This window comes from Pseudoxanthomonas sp. SL93, assembly GCF_026625825.1.
Lineage (GTDB): Bacteria > Pseudomonadota > Gammaproteobacteria > Xanthomonadales > Xanthomonadaceae > Pseudoxanthomonas_A.
In genome coordinates this window covers 173,677-190,176 of the sequence record NZ_CP113065.1, presented here as the reverse complement: position 1 = coordinate 190,176, position 16,500 = coordinate 173,677, and the positions used below count along the sequence as shown (strand labels likewise).

At 68.8% G+C, this 16,500-nt stretch carries 15 protein-coding genes; 8 read left to right on the top strand and 7 right to left on the bottom strand.

Translation table 11 applies throughout. The features are described from left to right. The first annotated feature begins 41 nt into the window (after window positions 1-41). The 5 genes from OVA13_RS00890 to OVA13_RS00870 all read left to right on the top strand — a co-directional run bounded on the left by OVA13_RS00890 (window position 42) and on the right by OVA13_RS00870 (window position 3,629). Complete coding sequence (locus tag OVA13_RS00890) at window positions 42-791, top strand: tetratricopeptide repeat protein (protein ID WP_267791967.1); 750 nt, start codon at window positions 42-44, stop codon at window positions 789-791. A gap of 121 nt (window positions 792-912) precedes the next feature. Then, on the top strand, window positions 913-1,101 hold the full coding sequence (locus OVA13_RS00885) for a hypothetical protein (RefSeq protein WP_267791966.1): 189 nt from the start codon (window positions 913-915) through the stop codon (window positions 1,099-1,101). 46 nt (window positions 1,102-1,147) lie between these two features. After that, window positions 1,148-2,455, top strand: a complete 1,308-nt coding sequence (gene tilS / locus OVA13_RS00880) for a tRNA lysidine(34) synthetase TilS (protein ID WP_267791965.1) — start codon at window positions 1,148-1,150, stop codon at window positions 2,453-2,455. A gap of 45 nt (window positions 2,456-2,500) precedes the next feature. Further along, window positions 2,501-2,761, top strand: coding sequence for an exodeoxyribonuclease VII small subunit (locus OVA13_RS00875; protein WP_267791964.1), 261 nt, complete (start codon window positions 2,501-2,503; stop codon window positions 2,759-2,761). Continuing rightward, window positions 2,751-3,629, top strand: coding sequence for a polyprenyl synthetase family protein (locus OVA13_RS00870; RefSeq protein WP_267791963.1), 879 nt, complete (start codon window positions 2,751-2,753; stop codon window positions 3,627-3,629). The genes OVA13_RS00875 and OVA13_RS00870 overlap by 11 nt, the downstream gene beginning before the upstream one ends. Before the next feature lie 62 nt (window positions 3,630-3,691). Here the strand turns inward: OVA13_RS00870 and OVA13_RS00865 are convergent, their stop codons facing one another. Continuing rightward, window positions 3,692-4,072, bottom strand: coding sequence for a DUF4870 domain-containing protein (locus OVA13_RS00865; RefSeq protein ID WP_267791962.1), 381 nt, complete (start codon window positions 4,070-4,072; stop codon window positions 3,692-3,694). 155 nt (window positions 4,073-4,227) lie between these two features. Beyond that, complete coding sequence (pmbA, locus tag OVA13_RS00860; protein ID WP_267791961.1) at window positions 4,228-5,589, bottom strand: metalloprotease PmbA; 1,362 nt, start codon at window positions 5,587-5,589, stop codon at window positions 4,228-4,230. A 105-nt stretch (window positions 5,590-5,694) separates the two neighbouring features. Here pmbA and yjgA point away from each other — a divergent pair, with 105 nt between their 5' ends. After that, the gene (gene yjgA / locus OVA13_RS00855) at window positions 5,695-6,243 is read left to right on the top strand and encodes a ribosome biogenesis factor YjgA (RefSeq protein ID WP_267791960.1); all 549 of its coding nucleotides are present in this window, start codon (window positions 5,695-5,697) and stop codon (window positions 6,241-6,243) included. A 163-nt stretch (window positions 6,244-6,406) separates the two neighbouring features. Here yjgA and tldD read toward each other — a convergent pair whose 3' ends face one another. The 4 genes from tldD to OVA13_RS00835 form a co-directional block, all read right to left on the bottom strand. Continuing rightward, entirely contained in the window at window positions 6,407-7,849 is a 1,443-nt protein-coding gene (tldD, locus tag OVA13_RS00850; protein WP_267791959.1) for a metalloprotease TldD, read from the bottom strand. A gap of 55 nt (window positions 7,850-7,904) precedes the next feature. Beyond that, entirely contained in the window at window positions 7,905-11,741 is a 3,837-nt protein-coding gene (locus OVA13_RS00845; protein ID WP_267791958.1) for a YhdP family protein, read from the bottom strand. A 108-nt stretch (window positions 11,742-11,849) separates the two neighbouring features. Beyond that, window positions 11,850-13,343 (bottom strand): ribonuclease G, encoded by a 1,494-nt coding sequence (gene rng, locus OVA13_RS00840; RefSeq protein WP_267791957.1) that lies wholly within the window; start codon window positions 13,341-13,343, stop codon window positions 11,850-11,852. 8 nt (window positions 13,344-13,351) lie between these two features. Beyond that, a complete protein-coding gene (locus OVA13_RS00835) occupies window positions 13,352-13,948 on the bottom strand; it encodes a Maf family protein (protein ID WP_267791956.1) in 597 nt (198 codons plus the stop codon). A gap of 167 nt (window positions 13,949-14,115) precedes the next feature. Between OVA13_RS00835 and OVA13_RS00830 the strand changes: the two genes are divergently transcribed. Both OVA13_RS00830 and OVA13_RS00825 read left to right on the top strand, forming a co-directional pair. Beyond that, window positions 14,116-14,859: an SIMPL domain-containing protein gene (locus OVA13_RS00830; protein ID WP_267791955.1), complete on the top strand. Its 744-nt coding sequence runs from the start codon at window positions 14,116-14,118 to the stop codon at window positions 14,857-14,859. Between the two features lie 209 nt (window positions 14,860-15,068). Further along, a complete protein-coding gene (locus tag OVA13_RS00825; protein ID WP_267791954.1) occupies window positions 15,069-15,734 on the top strand; it encodes an energy transducer TonB in 666 nt (221 codons plus the stop codon). Window positions 15,735-15,945: 211 nt separating this feature from the next. On the opposite strand, the gene rlmH is transcribed toward OVA13_RS00825, so the two are convergent. Further along, window positions 15,946-16,416, bottom strand: coding sequence for a 23S rRNA (pseudouridine(1915)-N(3))-methyltransferase RlmH (rlmH, locus tag OVA13_RS00820; protein ID WP_267791953.1), 471 nt, complete (start codon window positions 16,414-16,416; stop codon window positions 15,946-15,948). Window positions 16,417-16,500 lie beyond the last annotated feature (84 nt).

Below are 16,500 nucleotides of genomic sequence, written 5' to 3'. Positions count from 1 at the left end.
GCCACCGCCCGCCCGCCATCTTGTCCTCGAGCCGCCCACGCATGAGTCCCGTCTTCATCCTCTCCATCGTGCTGCAGGTCGCCTGCTGCGTGCATGTCGTCCGTACCGGACGCCCGTTGTACTGGGTCTTCATCCTGCTGCTCTTCTCCTATATCGCGGTGCTGACCTATTTCATCGCCGAGATCCTGCCCGACCTGCGCCACAACCCCTCGGCCCGACGCACCGTGCGCGGCGTGCGCAACCGCCTGGATCCCGAGCGCGACAAGCGCGATGCCGCGCGCCTGCTGCAGGCCGCCGATACGCCCGAGAACCGTCGCCGGCTGGCGGAGGAAAGCCTGCGCAGCGGCGACTATGCGCAAGCGGTCGAGCTCTACCAGCAGTCGCTGAAAGGCCTGTATGCGACCGACCCGGACCTGATGCTGGGCCTGGCGAAATCGCAGTTCGGGCTGGGGGAATCGCAGCAGGTCCGCGACACGCTGGATGCGCTGATCAAGGCCAATCCCGGGTTCCGTTCCAGCGATGGCCACCTGCTTTATGCGCGCACCGTGGAAGACACGGGCGACACCGCCGCGGCCGTCCAGGAATACGAAGCAGTCGTGCAGGGTTACCCGGGCGAGGAAGCCCGGGCGCGTTTCGGTCTGCTGCTGCGGCGCACCGGCGATGCCGCGCGGGCGCGCCAGGTATTCCAGGAGATCATCACCCGCTCCGACGCTGCCCCACGGTACTACCAGCGCGAACAGCGCGACTGGATCGAGGTGGCCCGGCGCGAACTGGCAAGCCTCCCCGCCTAGCGGCCGCGTCCGCGATGGCGGTGGGGCGCCGTTGATCACGATCAAGGCGCAGGCCGTGCGCTGCCGTCAGGATGGCGCTGCCGGATCGCTCCGGCACCCTGCCCCACGCCGGAGACGCGCCATGAACCTGCTTGCCTATCCCTGGTGGTTGTTGCCGCTGGCCCTGTTCGCTGTTCCGCTGGCCGTCGTGCTGGCCGTCAACCACTGGCGCTTCCACCGCGAAGGCACCAGCCAGCATCTGGTGCTGGGGTTGTTCGTTACCGCCTGCTGGCTGGGCGCCATCATCCTCATCCTGCAGCGCGTGCAATAACGCCCCGGTTCCTGCACCGGAAGATGGCAACCGCTAGCATGGCGGGATGGACCATCCACGCCCCGCTTCCGCCACCCTGCGCCTGCCCGCACCCCGGCTGCAGGCACCGGTCTGCCTGGGATTCAGCGGTGGACTGGATTCGTCCGTGCTGCTGCACGCCCTGGCTGCCGACGCGCAACAACAGGCGCGTGGCCTGCGTGCGGTGCACGTGCACCACGGACTGCATGCGGATGCCGATGCATGGGCCACCCACTGCCAGCGCACATGCGAGGCAATGGGCATCGGACTGCTGATCGTCCGCGTGCAGGTGGAACACGACACGGGCGACGGCCCGGAAGGCGCCGCACGGCGTGCACGCCATCGCGCCTTCGCCGAGGCACTGTCACCGGGGGAAATCCTCGCCACCGCCCACCATCGGGACGACCAGGCCGAAACCTTCCTGCTGCGTGCCCTGCGTGCGTCCGGCCCGGATGGGCTGGCCGCGATGCGTCCGTGGCGCGCATTCGCAGGCGGCTGGCAGTGGCGTCCGCTGCTGGATACGCCTCGCGCCCACCTGCTGAGCCATGCGCGCCAGCACGCGCTGGACTGGATCGAAGACCCCGGCAACCAGCGGCTCGACTTCGATCGCAACTTCCTTCGCCACCAGGTGATGCCGCTGCTGCGCCAGCGCTGGCCGCATGCGGACGACGCGTTCGCCCGCAGTGCCGCGTTGTGTCGCGACGCCGGCGAGCTGCTGGACGCGGGCGATGCGGAGGCGCTCGCGCAGGTCCGCACCGCCGACCCGGCCGCACTCCGGGCGGATGTCCTCGCGGCCCTGCCCGCCACCCGCCGTGCCCGCGTGCTGCGCCGATGGGTGCAGGAAAACGCACTGCCCCCGCTGCCGGCGCTAGGCGTGGCGCGCATCGAGAGCGACCTGCTGAACGCATCAGCGGATGCCTGCGCCGAGTTCGCCTGGCAGGGCACCGTGGTCCGCCGCTGGCGTGACCTGCTCCACGTCGAGCGCCAGCGCGACGCCCTGCCGCGGGGATGGCACGCCGGATGGGATGGCAGTGCGCCGCTGGCATTGCCGGATGGCGGCGTGCTGGCGCTGGACGGCGGCAGCCTCTTCGACGTGGCGCTTCGCGTGGGTACACGGGAAGGTGGGGAGCGCATCACCCTGCCCGGTCGCACGCACTCGCATGCCCTGAAGGACGTGCTGCAGGCACAGGGCATCCCGCCCTGGGAACGCCGTCAGTTGCCGCTGCTGTGGACCGCCGATGGGGCGCTCTGGGCCGCCGGCGACCTGGTGCTGTCGGCCGACTGCGACGCCTGGCTGCGCCGGCACGAAGCGAGCCTGCGCTGGCAACGCGGCTGACGCCCGTGCGTTGACCTCGCGCGGCGGGGTCCGCACACTTCGCCCATGGCAAAGAAGAGCACCCCCGACGCCTCCCCGGTTGCCCATTTCGAGTTGTCGCTGGACGAACTGGAGAAACTGGTCGAGAAGATGGAACACGGCGACCTGAGCCTGGAAGAGTCGCTGGCCGCGTACGAACGCGGCGTGGGCCTCTACCGCCAGTGCCAGACCGCGCTGGAGCAGGCCGAACTGCGCGTGCGCCTGTTGAGCGACCCGGAGCAGCCCGACAGCGGCGAAACGTTCGCCCCCGCACCCGATGGCCGCTGACGACGCGTCCGCCCGCTGGGCGGCCGCGCTGGAACACCACCTCGACACGTTGCTGCCGCGCGCCGAGGCGACCCCGCAGCGCCTGCACGCCGCCATGCGGCATGCCGTCCTGGGCGGTGGCAAGCGCATGCGCGCACGGCTGGTCTATGCCGCCGGCACGCTGCTGGGCGCGGATGAGGACGTGCTGCATGCGCCGGCCGCCGCGGTGGAACTGATCCACGCCTACTCGCTGGTGCACGACGACCTGCCGGCGATGGACGACGATGACCTGCGCCGTGGAAAGCCCACGGTACACGTCGCCTTCGACGAGGCCACCGCGATTCTGGCCGGTGATGCCCTGCATACGCTGGCGTTCGAACATCTCGCATCGGCCGATGCGCCCGCGCAGCTGCGCGTCGACTGGCTGGCGACGCTGGCGCAGGCCTCCGGCGCGGGCGGCATGTGCGGGGGGCAGGCGCTGGACATCGACGCCACCGGCACGCAGCAGACACTGGAACAGCTGCAGCGCATGCACGCGCTGAAGACCGGCGCGCTGATCCGCGCCGCGGTCCGCATGGGCGCGCTGGCCGGCAACGCCGATGCCGCTGCGCTGGCACGACTGGACACCTTCGCCACCGCACTGGGGCTGGCCTTCCAGGTCCGCGACGACATCCTCGACATCGAGGGCAGCTCGGAACAACTCGGCAAGACGGCTGGCAAGGACGTGGCGCAGGCCAAGTCCACCTATCCCGCGCTGCTGGGAATGGAGGGCGCCAAGGCCAAGCTGGAGGAACTTGCGCGGGTGATGCGCGATGCGCTGGCGGCGTATGGCGCGGATGCGGATGCCCTGCGCGCGCTGGGCGAGCTGGCCATCCACCGCTCGCACTGAGCGCCCGGCAGAAAAGAAAAAGCCCGGCATTGCCGGGCTTTTTCGTGCACGTGCGCCGACGGTTACTTGATCAGGCGCAGGGCGAACGGATAGCGGTAGGCCTCACCGTTGTTCGCCTTGATGCCGGCCAGGATGCAGAGCACCAGGTTGGCGATGCCCACGGCCGGCAGCAGGAGGAAACCGATCAGCACAAACATCAGGATCCACGAGATGACGAACGCGATGGCCACGGTGATCTGGAAGTTCAGGGCTTCCTTGGCCTGGTCGGTGACGAAGGCCTTGGATGCGTCGTCCTTGTTGATCAGCCAGATGACCAGGCAGCCGATGAAGCCGGTGAAGATGCCCAGCAGGTGCGCGACCAGCGCCATGGTGCGGTCTTCCTGCGGTGCGCTGCCCGACGGCGGCGGCGGCGGCGGTGCGGTGACGTTCTCGAATTCGCTCATGCAATGTTCCCCGGTACGTGGAAAGAGTGGTTGCAACCCCGTGGACCTGCGGCCCAAGGGGTTCCCCATGGCAAGCATAACGTCAATCGGTGCCGCTGACGGTCACGCACGCGGTGGCCTGAAATGGTCACATCGCCGGCGCGGAAGGGTGCGTCTCAGTCCTCGCCGGCGACGGTCATCCGGCCGATCAGGATCGACCCCACGCCCACGTGCGAGCGCGGGTCCACGTCGGTGCCGACGGCATCGATGCGATTGAAGATGTCCTTAAGGTTGCCGGCCACGGTGATGCCGTCCACGGGATGGGAAATGGCGCCGTTCTCCACCCAGAAACCGGCGGCGCCCCGCGAATAGTCGCCGGTCACGCCGTTGACGCCCTGCCCCATCAGTTCCGTCACCAGCAGGCCGCGGGTCATGCCGCCCAGCAGGCTGTCAAAACCGCCCGCATTCGCCTTCACCTGCAGGTTGTGCACGCCGCCGGCATTGCCGGTGCTGCTCAGGCCCAGCTTGCGCGCCGAATAACTCCCCAGCAGGTAACGCTGCAGCACGCCGTCGCGTACCAGGTGCGAACGCGTCGTCGCCACGCCTTCCGCGTCGAATGCGGAGGACCGCAGGCCGCGGCGCAAGTGCGGCAGTTCCTCGATCGCGAACCATGACGGGAAGATCTGCTTGCCTGCATGGTCCAGCAGGAAACTGGCGCGACGGTACAGCGCGCCGCCCGATACCGCGCCCAGCAGATGGCCGATCAGCGAACGCGCCACTTCCGCGGCGAACAGCACGGGATACTCGCCGGTGCTGACCGAACGCGGCTGCAGGCGCGACACGGTGCGCTCCGCCGCGATCCTGCCGATCACCTCGGGTGTCTGCAGGTCCAGGTGCGACAGCGCGGTGCTGTACCAGCCGTCGCGCTGCATGCCGTCGCCCTGCCCGGCGATCAGCGCGCAACCGATGGTGTGCTGGGTGTCGCGCTCGCGGCCGAAAAAGCCGTGCGAATTGGCGTACACGGCCAGGCTTTCGCCGCTGCCGACAGAGGCGCCGTCGGAATTCTCGATGCGCGCATCGGCATCACGGCCGGCCGCCTCGCACGCCATCGCCAGGTCCACCGCGTGGTCGGTATCCAGTGCCCACGGGTGCCACACGTCCAGGTCCGGGAACTCGTGCGCCATCCGGGCGGCATCAGCCAGCCCGGCGGCGTCATCGTCCTCGGTGTAGCGGGCGATCGCGCAGGCCTGCGCCACGGTCGCCTCCAGGCTTTCCTCGCGCAGGTCGGCGGTACTGGCACTGCCCTTGCGCTGTCCGAAATAGACGGTCACCCCGATGCCGCGGTCACGCGTGGATTCCACGGTCTCCACCGAACCCAGCCGGACATTGACGTTCAGGCCGGTTTCCTCGCTGCAGCTCACCTCGGCCTGGGTGGCGCCATGCGCCGCGGCGCGCTCCAGCAGGCGCTGCGAAAGCACGGTCAGCCGCTCCAGCCGGGCCAGGCTGTCATCGGGGGAAGTCAGGGGGGTGGCGTTCAATGCTTTATCCTTGTGGTCCTGTCGATCCGGCGATGTTCCGCCGGACACCTGTTCTTGAGTTCCAGCGGCGCAGCGCCCGCCCGGAACGTTGTGGAGGCCTCACCCATGCGCGGACGCGACCCCGAAACCGGCGAATTCTATAGCCCCAGCCGATCCCAGCAGCGCGAAGGCGCGCTGGAGATCCGCAGCCTGGCCGAGAAGCTGGTGGCCCTGCCCGCGGCGCAGCTGGCGCGGCTGCCGATCCCGGAAGACCTGATGCCGCACATCGTCGAGACGCAGCGCATCACCTCGCACATCGCGCACAAGCGCCAGCTGCAGTTCCTTGCCAAGCAGATGCGCCGCGAGGACGACGAGGTGCTGGAAGCCATCCGCGACGCGATGGACGAAGACGGCGAAGCCGCGCGCCGCGAGACCGCGCAGCTGCATCGCGCCGAGCACTGGCGCGACCGCCTGTTGTCCGAAAGCGATGCCGCGCTGACCGACCTGCTGGCCGAACACCCGTCCGCTGACCGCCAGCGCCTGCGCCAACTGGTGCGCAATGCCGCCGAGGAACGCGCGAAGAACAAGCCGCCGCATGCGTTCCGCGAATTGTTCCGCGAACTGCGCGAGTTGCTGGCCGATGCCGGCGACGAAACCGGGGACGACGAGCCCTAGCCCCTCTCCCCTCGGCGACCAAAGGACGTCCCCGTGCGAAAGCGGGGACGGGGCGAGGGCCCGGCGAAGTCCATGCGGCGCAGGGATCATGGATTCCGCCACACCCTCATCCGCCCCTTCGGGGCACCTTCTCCCGAAGGGAAAAGGTCAAGGCCCCATCGCGTCACGCCTTCGTACCACCCACCGTCAGCCCTTCGATCAGCAGTGATGGTTGGCCCACGCCGACCGGCACGCTCTGGCCATCCTTGCCGCAGACACCCACGCCCTGGTCCAGGGCCAGGTCGTGGCCGATCATCTTCACCTTCTGCATGGTCTCCGGGCCGTTGCCGATCAGCGTGGCGCCCTTCACCGGCGCGGTGATCCGGCCGTCCTCGATCAGGTAGGCCTCGGTCGCGGAGAACACGTACTTGCCGCTGGTGATGTCGACCTGGCCGCCGCCGAAGTTGACCGCGTACAGGCCTTTCTTCACCGAGCGGATCATGTCTTCCGGATCATGCTGGCCGGCCAGCATGTAGGTGTTGGTCATGCGCGGCATGGGCAGGTGCGCGAAGGATTCGCGACGACCGTTGCCGGTGGGCGCCATGCCCATCAGGCGGGCGTTGAGCGAATCCTGCATGTAGCCCACCAGCACGCCATCCTCGATCAGGGTGGTGCAGTTCGTCGGCGCGCCTTCATCGTCGATGTTCAACGAACCCCGGCGGCCCGGCAGCGTGCCGTCGTCGACGATGGTCACGCCGGGCGATGCCACGCGCTGGCCGATGCGACCGGCGTACACGCTGGTGCCCTTGCGGTTGAAATCGCCCTCCAGGCCATGGCCGACGGCTTCGTGCAGCAGCACGCCCGGCCAGCCGCTTCCCAGCACCACCGGCATCACGCCGGCGGGCGCATCGATGGCGTCCAGGTTCACCAGCGCCTGGCGCAGCGCCTCGCGCGCGAGGTCTTCCGGCTTGCCGTCGGCGAAGAGTTCCGTGTACGAGTAACGCCCGCCCATGCCGGCGTAGCCGGATTCGCGACGGCCGTTCTGCTCCACGATCACCTGCACGTTCAGGCGCACCAGCGGGCGCACGTCGGCGGCCAGCACGCCATCGCTGCGCGCCACCAGCACGGTGTCGATGCCACCCGACAGGCTGACGGTCACCTGCTGCACGCGCGGATCGGCGGCGCGCACGTAGCGGTCAACCGCGCGCAGGGCTTCCACCTTGGCGTCATTGCCCATCGCATCGATCGGGTCGTCGCTGGAATACAGTGCGCGACCGCCGCTGCGCACCAGCGTGCGCGGAGAATGCGCGGCACCGTCGCGCGCGATGGCGCGTGCCGAGTTCGCCGCACCCAGCAGCGCCTGCGCGTTGATGTCGTCGGAATAGGCGAAACCGGTCTTCTCGCCGGAAATCGCCCGCACGCCCACGCCCTGTTCGATGGAGTGCGCCCCGTCCTTGACGATGCCGTCCTCCACCGTCCAGCTCTCGCGGCGGGCGTGCTGGAAATACAGGTCGCCGAAGTCGATGCCCGGCCCCAGCAGCGTGCCGAACGCACGGTCTAGGCCGGACGGATCCAGGCCGGCGGGCAGGAGGAGACGGGATTCGGCGAGGGCAAGGGCGTGGGTCATGGTGATCCAGATGGGGGCGCTGGCCGTTGGCGGCAAGGCCGACGGCACGCAGGGGTCAGGGGGAGCCGGCGGTGGTGCTGCCGCGGAGGGCCGGGGCCCGCGACTGTTCGCGGCCCACGACTTCGACTTTCGGCGATTTCCACGGACCGGTGACGCGGTAGGTCTTGGCGCCCATTTCGCTGAGCGGCTTCTTCAACACGGCATTCGCCACGGCGCCGACGGCAGCCCCGATCGGTCCACCGGCCACGGCGCCGACCGCCGTCAGTACGTTGGCCGACTTCGGCTTCACGTCGACGGTCTGGTCGAAACGTTCGGCACGCAGGTCCGTATCGCCGCGGATGCGTATCTCGGCGGCGGGACCGTCGATCAGCAGGTGCTCGCTGCGGGCCAGGCCGCCGGACAGGCGGATGTTGCCGTCGATGCGATTGAACGCGAAACCCTTGGAGAAGAAGTCGCTGAAATCCAGCATCAGGCGCCGGCGCACTTCGGCCACGCTCAGCAGGCCCAGCACGCGTCCGGCGCCGGGCTCGACCTCCAGCAGGTGGCCATCGCGCGCGGCTAGCTTCACGTTGCCCTCCAGCGTGGCCAGCTGGAAGGCCGCGGGACTGCCTGGCCAGGTGGCGTCGAGCGCGATGTCGCCGTGGCCGCCGCCGACGCGGTCGCCCAGGCCCAGGTCCTCCAGCAGCGTGCCGAAGTCCTGGCTCTTCACGTTCACCGCCAGGCGCGTGCGTGCCGTCGCGGCCATGCCGGTCCACTGGCCGCTGACATCGATCTGCTGGCCGGGTGAACGCAGCTGCAGCTGTTCCACCTGCATGCCATCGCCCTGCTGGCGCGTGCGCAGTTTGGCGGCGCCCAGCTTCGCGTCACCGAATCGCAGGTCGTCGATGTCGAGCGACAGCGGCGGAATCTCGGCGGGATTGAATTCGTTCGCCCCCGTCGCGGGCGTGCCGGCGGACGATGGTGTACTGCCACCGGCGGCGCCTGCATTTCGCCAGTGCACGCGCGACAGCCTGCCGGCGATCGCAGCGCCCTTGGCATCCGGCACCAGCAAGGCGCCCGACAACGCGTCGCCTTCCAGCGTCACTGCAAGCGCCTGCCGCGAGGGCGCAAGCTGTACGCGGGTATCGGGAAAGGCCGAACCGATCATCAGCAGCCGTCCGGCGGTGACATCGACATGGCGCAGCGGCAGCTTGCCGCCTTCGCCACCGCCCTTGGCCAACGCCACCCATTCCATCGCATCCAGCGTGCCGGTGCGGCCGGTGGCCACCAGGCCGGACACCGGTGCGGGTTCGTTGACCACGCTGCTGCCCAGCACCACGCGCACGCCGGTCTGGTCGCCGCTGGCGCGCGCGCGCAGAGCCAGCAGGTCGCCGAAGGCCACGTCGACCTGGCCACTGCCCATCGGCAACGGCGCGCGGACCGTCGTCGCCAGCGCGGCACTGGCGGGCTTGCGCAGCGGTGCGGGCAGGTCCATCGCCGTGCCGAGCAGGTCCGAACGCAGGTTGAGTTGCGTGGGGGCCGCGGTCTTGCCGCTCGCCGTGCGCGGAATCGCCACGCCCACCGTCCATTGCGAACGGCCCTGCATGTAGGGTTTCAACCACCCCATTTCCGGCGCGCGGTCCAGCAACTCATCGGCGTCCAGCGCGGCGGTCAGGTCGGCTTCGAATACCTGGCCGCGATCGCGCGTGCCACTGCCCGCGCGCAGGCCCAGCACGCCCGGCTGCCCCTGGTGCACGACCTGCAACGGCTCCGAGGCGAAACCGCCCTCGTCGTACCGCGCCTTGCCGCGCACTCCGGTGAACGCGAGGTTCCAGCGCTTGTCGGCCAGCTGCGTGCCTTTCAGATCGACGATGCCGGCCAGCTTCTTGGGTGGCGGCGACTTGGCATGCAGCGGCTGCAGCAGGTCGAAGGTCGCCGACACCGGGCCCTTGGCCTGCAGGTTGTCCAGCGTGTCGCCGTAGCTCTTGTGCAGCGGGCTCTGCCGCAGCAGCGCCAGCATCTGGCCCGCATCGGATTCAGCCCTGGCCACGATGGCGAGTTCCGCCCGGCCGAAATCCTCGATGCCGGCCTGGAACGCGGGAATCGTCACGCCGGCCAGCGCACCGCGCCCCTGCAGCGAGAAGCCGTTGCCGATGAAAGCGACATCCGCCTCTACCTGCTGCAGCGCAGGCCAGTCGCGCTGGAACTGGAACTGGCCGCCGTCGATCCGCGCCGTGGCTTCGAAACGACCGTTCTGCTTCACGAAGGGCCAGTCGTCCAGATCGCCGCTGACGATGGCACGACCGCCACGCACCTGTCCGCCGACCAGCGCCGCGTTCAACCAGTCCACGGCTGCCTTCGGCATCTTGTGGTGGATCCAGAATCCATGCGCCGCCGACACCGGCGCATCATCCAGCTCGGCGGCAAGCTCCAGCCACGGCCGCGTGCCATCGCCCTGGAACCAGATGCCTCCGCGCACATGCGCACCATAATCCTTGCCGCGCACGTGCAGCGCGCTGGTACTCATGCGCCAACCCGCGCCTTCGCGCCACCCCAGCAGCCGGCCCTGCAGCGCGACGTCGTGCGCCACGCCGAATCCCCGCGGCCAGTCGAAGCGCATGCGCGACGCCGGATCCAGGGTGAGGGCGAAGCCCTGCGCGTCGCCGCTGAACTCGCCTGCCAAACCGCTCAGTCCGGGCGCATCGCCGACCGCGTTGAAGCGGATGTCGCGAAGCTGCCCTTCGCCGTGCATCGCGCCGCCGCGTCGCCCCGCCAGTGAGACCCGCGCCAGGCGTGCGCCCGGCCGCGCTTTCGCGAGCCAGGCACGCAGGCCGGGCTCGATGCGATCCGACAGGCCGAGCACGACGAACAGTGGCGCGGCATCCACCTGGTCGGCCAGCAGCGCATAGCGCTCGCCGCCGGCCAGCACCAGGCCGTCCAGCGTCTGCGCCGACTGCCCGCTGACCACGCGCAGGCGCGGCGCATCGAAACGCCAGCCACCGGAAACCAGCCGCCAGCGCATGCGGCCTTCCAGTTGGTCGAACCGTGCACGCGGGATCCCGCTGTCGCCAGGCAGTGCCTCGCCACGCAGGCCCAGCTGCTGCACCTTCGCCTCGGCGGTCACCATCACCACCCGATGCCGGCGCAACTCGGTCCAGCCACGCACGCGGCCATTGCCGCGCTCGGCCACCACGCCGGCGTAGCGCAACAACGGCGACCAGGCGCCGATGTCTTCCGCTGCCACGTCCAGGTAGGCGCGGCCATCGCCCGCCTTGCGGTCGAAATCGACGGCAACGTTCAGCGGCGCGGCGTCCTTGCGGATCCACGCACGCGTACCCGCACGCACCCGGTCGCCGTCCACGCGCAGGCGCAGGTCGATCTCCGGCAGGGTGATGTCCCAGCCCAGCGATGGCGCCTTGATGGTCAGCCGGCCGTCGATGACCTGCAGTTCGCCCAGGCCTTCCAGGCTTTCAAGCGGATCCGTCACGGCCTGCTGCTGGCCTGGCAACCCGCGCACCGACCATGTGCCATCGTCGGCGCGCTGCAAAGTCAGGGACAGCCCGCGCAAACGCAGCTCGGTGAACGACCGTCCGGGCAACAGGCCGCCATACATCGCCACCAGCACTTCGGCTTGGCCGATGCGCACGCCGGCATCACCCTCACCCACTCGCAACCCATCCAGTTGCAACAGGGGGCCACGCCGCGTCCATTGCGTCTTCACGTTGTCGAAGGCCACCGGCCGTCCTGCGCGCGCGCTCAGCCAGGCTGCCACGCGATCTGGATTGTTCTCGACCAGCGGCAGCACCTGGCTGGCGATGCCCAGCACCACCGCCATGCATACCAGCACGACCGCGACGCCATACACGGCACCACGGCGGGCCAGACGCAACCGGCGGCGCAGGGGAGTAGGCATCAGCGCGCTGTGTTCGCCGTCATGGTTGATTCGCGACTCGTGATTGGAGAAAGCGGGCGTCGCGACCCGCAATCACGGATCACCAATCCCCCATCACGACTCACCGCTTCAGAGCAGCACCACATCGAACTGCTCCTGCAGGTACTGATCGTCCGCCTGGAAGCGGATCGACTTGCCGAGGAATTCCTCCAGCTCGGCCACCGCCGCCGATTCCTCATCGGTGATGCGCGCGACGACCTTGGACGAGGCGATCACCAGCAGGCGCGCGGCATCGAACTGGCGCACGGCGCGGGTGATCTCGCGGAAGATCTCGTAGGTCACCGTTTCGGCGGTCTTGATGCTGCCGCGGCCACTGCACTCGGGGCAGGGCTCGGACAACTGGCGCTCCAGGCTTTCCACGGTGCGCTTGCGGGTCATCTCCACCAGGCCGAGCGGCGAGAACTCGTACACGGTGGTCTTGGCATGGTCGCGGGCGAGCGCCTTCTCCAGCGTGCGCAGCACCTGGCGGCGGTGTTCGGGATCATCCATGTCGATGAAGTCGATGATGATGATGCCGCCGAGGTTGCGCAGGCGCAGCTGGCGCGCCACTGCCTGCGCCGCTTCCAGGTTGGTGCGGTACACCGTCTCCTCGAGGTTGCGCTGGCCGAGGAACGAGCCGGTGTTGACGTCGATGGTGGTCATCGCTTCGGTCTGGTCGATCACCAGGTAGCCGCCGGACTTCAGCGGGACCTGCTTCTCCAGCGCGCGGCCGATTTCATCCTCGACCCCGTAAAGATCGAAGATGGGGCGCTCGCCTGCGTACAGTTCGATGCGTTCGGCCAGCACCGGCATGTACTTGGCCACGAAGGCCTGCAGGCGTTCGTGCGTCTCGTTGGAGTCCACCTTCACCTTCTCCACGTCCTTGCGGATCAGGTCGCGGACGGCGCGCAGCGGCAGGCTGAGGTCTTCATACAGGATGCTGCACGTCGGCATTTCGCGGCTGCGCTTCTCGACGATGTTCCAGACCCGTGAGAGGTAGGCGAGATCTTCCGCCAAGGCTTCCGCCGGCTGGCCTTCGGCATTGGTGCGGATGATGTAGCCGTGGCCACCATGCTGTGCGGACAGTTCGGTGATGACCGATTTCAGCCGCTGGCGCTCGCCTTCGTCCTCGATGCGCGCGGACACGCCGACGACCTTGGATTGCGGCAACAGCACCAGGTAGCGCGACGGAATGCTGATCTGCGTGGTCAGCCGGGCGCCCTTGCTGCCGATGGGGTCCTTGACCACCTGTACCACGATGTCCTGACCGTCGCGGATCAGGTCCATGATCGGCACCGCGGGCGGCGGCGTGGCGGGGAGCGCCGCATCATCGCCTTCGACGATCGCCGCCGGCGCGGCGCGCACGATGTCGTTGGCATGCAGGAACGCCGCGCGGTCCAGTCCCACCTCGACGAAGGCCGCCTGCATGCCGGGCATCACCCGCTGCACCTTGCCCTTGTAGATGTTGCCCACCACCCCGCGCCGCCAGCCGCGTTCGATGTGCAGTTCCTGCAGCATGCCGTTTTCGACCACGGCCACGCGGGTTTCGCGCGGAGTGACGTTGACCAGGATCTCTTCCGACATGGTGTGGCTCAATCCCGGGAAATGGAGGGGGCGGCGGACGGCACGATGCCGAACCCGCGCAGCAGTTGCGAGGTTTCGTGAAGCGGCAGGCCCATCACCGCCGAGTAGCTGCCGGCCAGGCGGGTGACGAACTGTTCCGCGCGCCCCTGGATGCCATAGGCACCCGCCTTGCCCATCGCTTCGCCCGTCGCCAGGTAACCGGCGATGTCGTCGTCGGACAATTCGGCGAAGCTCACCTCGGTGACCACCAGCGCCTGCGCCTCGCGCCCGGCACTGACCACCGCCACCGCCGACACGGCACGATGGGTGCGCCCGGAGAGCCGGCGCAGCATGGCGGCCGCGTCCGCTTCGTCGGCGGGCTTGCCGAAGACCTCATCGTCCAGGATCACCTCGGTGTCCGCGCCCAGCACTACCGCCCCCGGGGTGGCGACCACCGTCAGCAGGCCGGCGCCGGCCTTCTCGCGTGCCACCCGGCGCACGTACTCCTCGGCAGGCTCGCCGGGTTGGCGGTGTTCGGGGATGTCCAGCGGGATCTGGCCGAACCGGAGCCCCAGGCGGGTCAACAATTCGGCACGACGGGGCGATTGGGAGGCAAGGTAGAGCATCCATGGAAGGATAACCCGCGCCACCTGACTGAATGGACCTTAATCACGGCCGGCATGGCATAACCCTGCACGGGATCACGGCGCGTTCATGTCACCGTGAACACCCTTGCGCGTCGAAGAAGATCGGGTGCCCCACGCCCCGACCCGTGCCTACACAAGGAGACTCCATGCACCTGCCCCTGATCCGCCCCCTGCTGCTCGCCCTGACCCTGTCCCTGGGAACCACCGCCGCCATGACCAGCTCCGCCCAGACCGCCCCCGCCTACGCGATTCCGTCCGACGGCACCCTGCTCAATGTCGCCGCGCAGGCCGAGGCGTCGCGCGTGCCGGACGTCGCCACGATTTCCGCCGGCGTGGTCACCCAGGCGGTCGACGGCAACACCGCGATGCGCCAGAACGCCGAGCAGATGGCCAAGGTGGTCGCGGCGATCAAGGCGGCCGGCATCGCCGACAAGGACGTGCAGACCAGTGGCATCAGCCTCAACCCGCAGTACCGCTACGTGGAGAACGAGGCGCCGAAGATCACCGGCTACCAGGCCAGCAACAACGTCAACCTGAAGGTGCGTGACATCACCAAACTGGGCAAGGTGCTGGATGGGCTGGCATCGGTGGGCGCCAACCAGATCAACGGCCCGAGCTTCGAGATCGACCAGCCGGAACCGGTCTACGACGAAGCCCGCGTGGCCGCCCTGAAGAAGGCGCAGGCGCGCGCCGAGACCTACGCCAAGGCGCTGGGACTCAAGGTGCGCCGCATTGTCAGCATCTCGGAAGGCGGCGGCGGCTTCCGCCCGGTGCCGATGATGGCCATGGCCAAGATGGAAGCCCGCGATGCGGCCGGTGCTCCGCCGGTTTCGCCGGGCGAGACCACCGTGTCGGTGAACCTGGACGTCGTGTTCGAACTGGGCCGCTGAGCCCTTCGGCAATGAAGACGACGGCGCCCCGCGGGGCGCCGTTTTCGTTGGGCGAACGGGCCACCAACCCGTCCCACCAAAGTCGAATGCCTGCCCCCTTGCAGCCACCCTACGGCGGAGTACAGTCTGGGCTTGCGGCGCGGGGGCGTTGGCAACCCCACTCCACGCGGCCGAGCGTTGTTCCGTTCACAGCCCTCAGGAGGTGGATCATGGTTCGCGCACTACCCTTCGATTCCGAGTCCCGCATCGACGTTGGCCGCATAGCCGCCATCGCCGCCGCCATCGCCCTGCACGCCGCCGCCCTGCTGATGCTGTTGATGCCGATGGCGGCCCCGCAGATCGCCGTGGTCGCCAAGCCTTACAAGCCCGAAGTCCGCATCATCGACAAGGAAAAGCCCAAGCCGCCGGAAGTCGTGCCGGTCATGCAGCAGCGGACGCAGCCCCGCCCGCCGACGCAGGTCGTTCCCACGCGACCGACCATCACCCCACAGATCATGGACACGCCGGTGATCGTGGACAACGGCACCGTGCCTGTCATCGAGGTGGCCATCGAACCTGCGAGCGAGACCGCAGGCCCGGTGGTCACCGGCGGCCCGCTGCCGTCCGCGACGCTGGAGTATGTCCGCGCGCCGGCACCGCGTTATCCCATCGCCGCCCTGCGCGACCGCGCCGAAGGCACCGTGATGCTGCGCGTGCTGGTGGACACCGACGGCACGCCGATCGAAGTGCTCATCGAGAAGAGCAGCGGCGACCGCAACCTGGACAAGGAAGCCCGCCAGCACGTACTGAAGAGCTGGCGCTTCAAGCCGGCCATGCAGAACGGCCAGGCGGTGCAGGCCTACGGCCTGGTGCCGATCGATTTCACCCTGCAGTAATCGCCGCTGATCCGAAACGCAAAAGCCCGCTGAAAAGCGGGCTTTTTGCCGGGCGCGGGAGCGGCATCAATCGCATCCGCGCACCGACAATCGTTCCCGCCAGGCCGTCACGAGTCCGTCGCAGCACGCCCAGATGAGGAAAAACCGTGCCTTGAAGGCGAAGTCGCTCTGCGGTCGCGACTGACGTCGCTCCTACAGCCGATCCCGCCGCTCAGGCGCGGTGATACGGATGGTTCGCCAGCATCGCTGCCGCCCGGTAGACCTGCTCGGCCACCACCAGCCGCACCAGCATGTGCGGCAGCGTCAACGGGCTGAGCGACCACTTCTCGTGCGCCGCGGCCAGCACGTCCGGTGCGTGGCCCTCGGGACCGCCGATCAACAGCGCGATGTCCCGGCCGAGCGTGCGCCAATGTTCCAGGCGTTGCGCGAGCTGCTCGGAGGAATACGGCTTGCCGGTGACTTCGAGCGCCACGACGTAGGCATTCTTCGGCAGCGCCGCCAGCACCCGCTTGCCCTCGTCCTCGATGGCGCGCTGCGGATCCCGTCCCTTGCCGCGCAGGCCGGGTTCGATCTCGACCAGGTCGAAGGGAAGCCAGTGCGACAACCGCTTCTGGTATTCGGCGAACCCCTGCGCCACCCAGCTGGGCGCGCGTTCACCGGTGGCGATGAGTCGGCATTTCATGAACGCATGATAGTGCGATCGCACTTTCGTCGGCGAGGACGCACGCGTCATGCGGTTGTCATCCATCGGTTACACGCGCTGCCT

Coding starts and splice junctions, on each gene's coding strand:
- OVA13_RS00830 (WP_267791955.1), top strand. CDS start 14,116: ATGCACCTGCCCCTGATCCGCCCCCTGCTGCTCGCCCTGACCCTGTCC.
- rng (WP_267791957.1), bottom strand. CDS start 13,343: ATGTCGGAAGAGATCCTGGTCAACGTCACTCCGCGCGAAACCCGCGTG.
- OVA13_RS00845 (WP_267791958.1), bottom strand. CDS start 11,741: ATGCCTACTCCCCTGCGCCGCCGGTTGCGTCTGGCCCGCCGTGGTGCC.
- OVA13_RS00865 (WP_267791962.1), bottom strand. CDS start 4,072: ATGAGCGAATTCGAGAACGTCACCGCACCGCCGCCGCCGCCGCCGTCG.
- yjgA (WP_267791960.1), top strand. CDS start 5,695: ATGCGCGGACGCGACCCCGAAACCGGCGAATTCTATAGCCCCAGCCGA.
- OVA13_RS00885 (WP_267791966.1), top strand. CDS start 913: ATGAACCTGCTTGCCTATCCCTGGTGGTTGTTGCCGCTGGCCCTGTTC.
- tldD (WP_267791959.1), bottom strand. CDS start 7,849: ATGACCCACGCCCTTGCCCTCGCCGAATCCCGTCTCCTCCTGCCCGCC.
- OVA13_RS00835 (WP_267791956.1), bottom strand. CDS start 13,948: ATGCTCTACCTTGCCTCCCAATCGCCCCGTCGTGCCGAATTGTTGACC.
- OVA13_RS00875 (WP_267791964.1), top strand. CDS start 2,501: ATGGCAAAGAAGAGCACCCCCGACGCCTCCCCGGTTGCCCATTTCGAG.
- tilS (WP_267791965.1), top strand. CDS start 1,148: ATGGACCATCCACGCCCCGCTTCCGCCACCCTGCGCCTGCCCGCACCC.
- rlmH (WP_267791953.1), bottom strand. CDS start 16,416: ATGAAATGCCGACTCATCGCCACCGGTGAACGCGCGCCCAGCTGGGTG.
- OVA13_RS00890 (WP_267791967.1), top strand. CDS start 42: ATGAGTCCCGTCTTCATCCTCTCCATCGTGCTGCAGGTCGCCTGCTGC.
- OVA13_RS00825 (WP_267791954.1), top strand. CDS start 15,069: ATGGTTCGCGCACTACCCTTCGATTCCGAGTCCCGCATCGACGTTGGC.
- OVA13_RS00870 (WP_267791963.1), top strand. CDS start 2,751: ATGGCCGCTGACGACGCGTCCGCCCGCTGGGCGGCCGCGCTGGAACAC.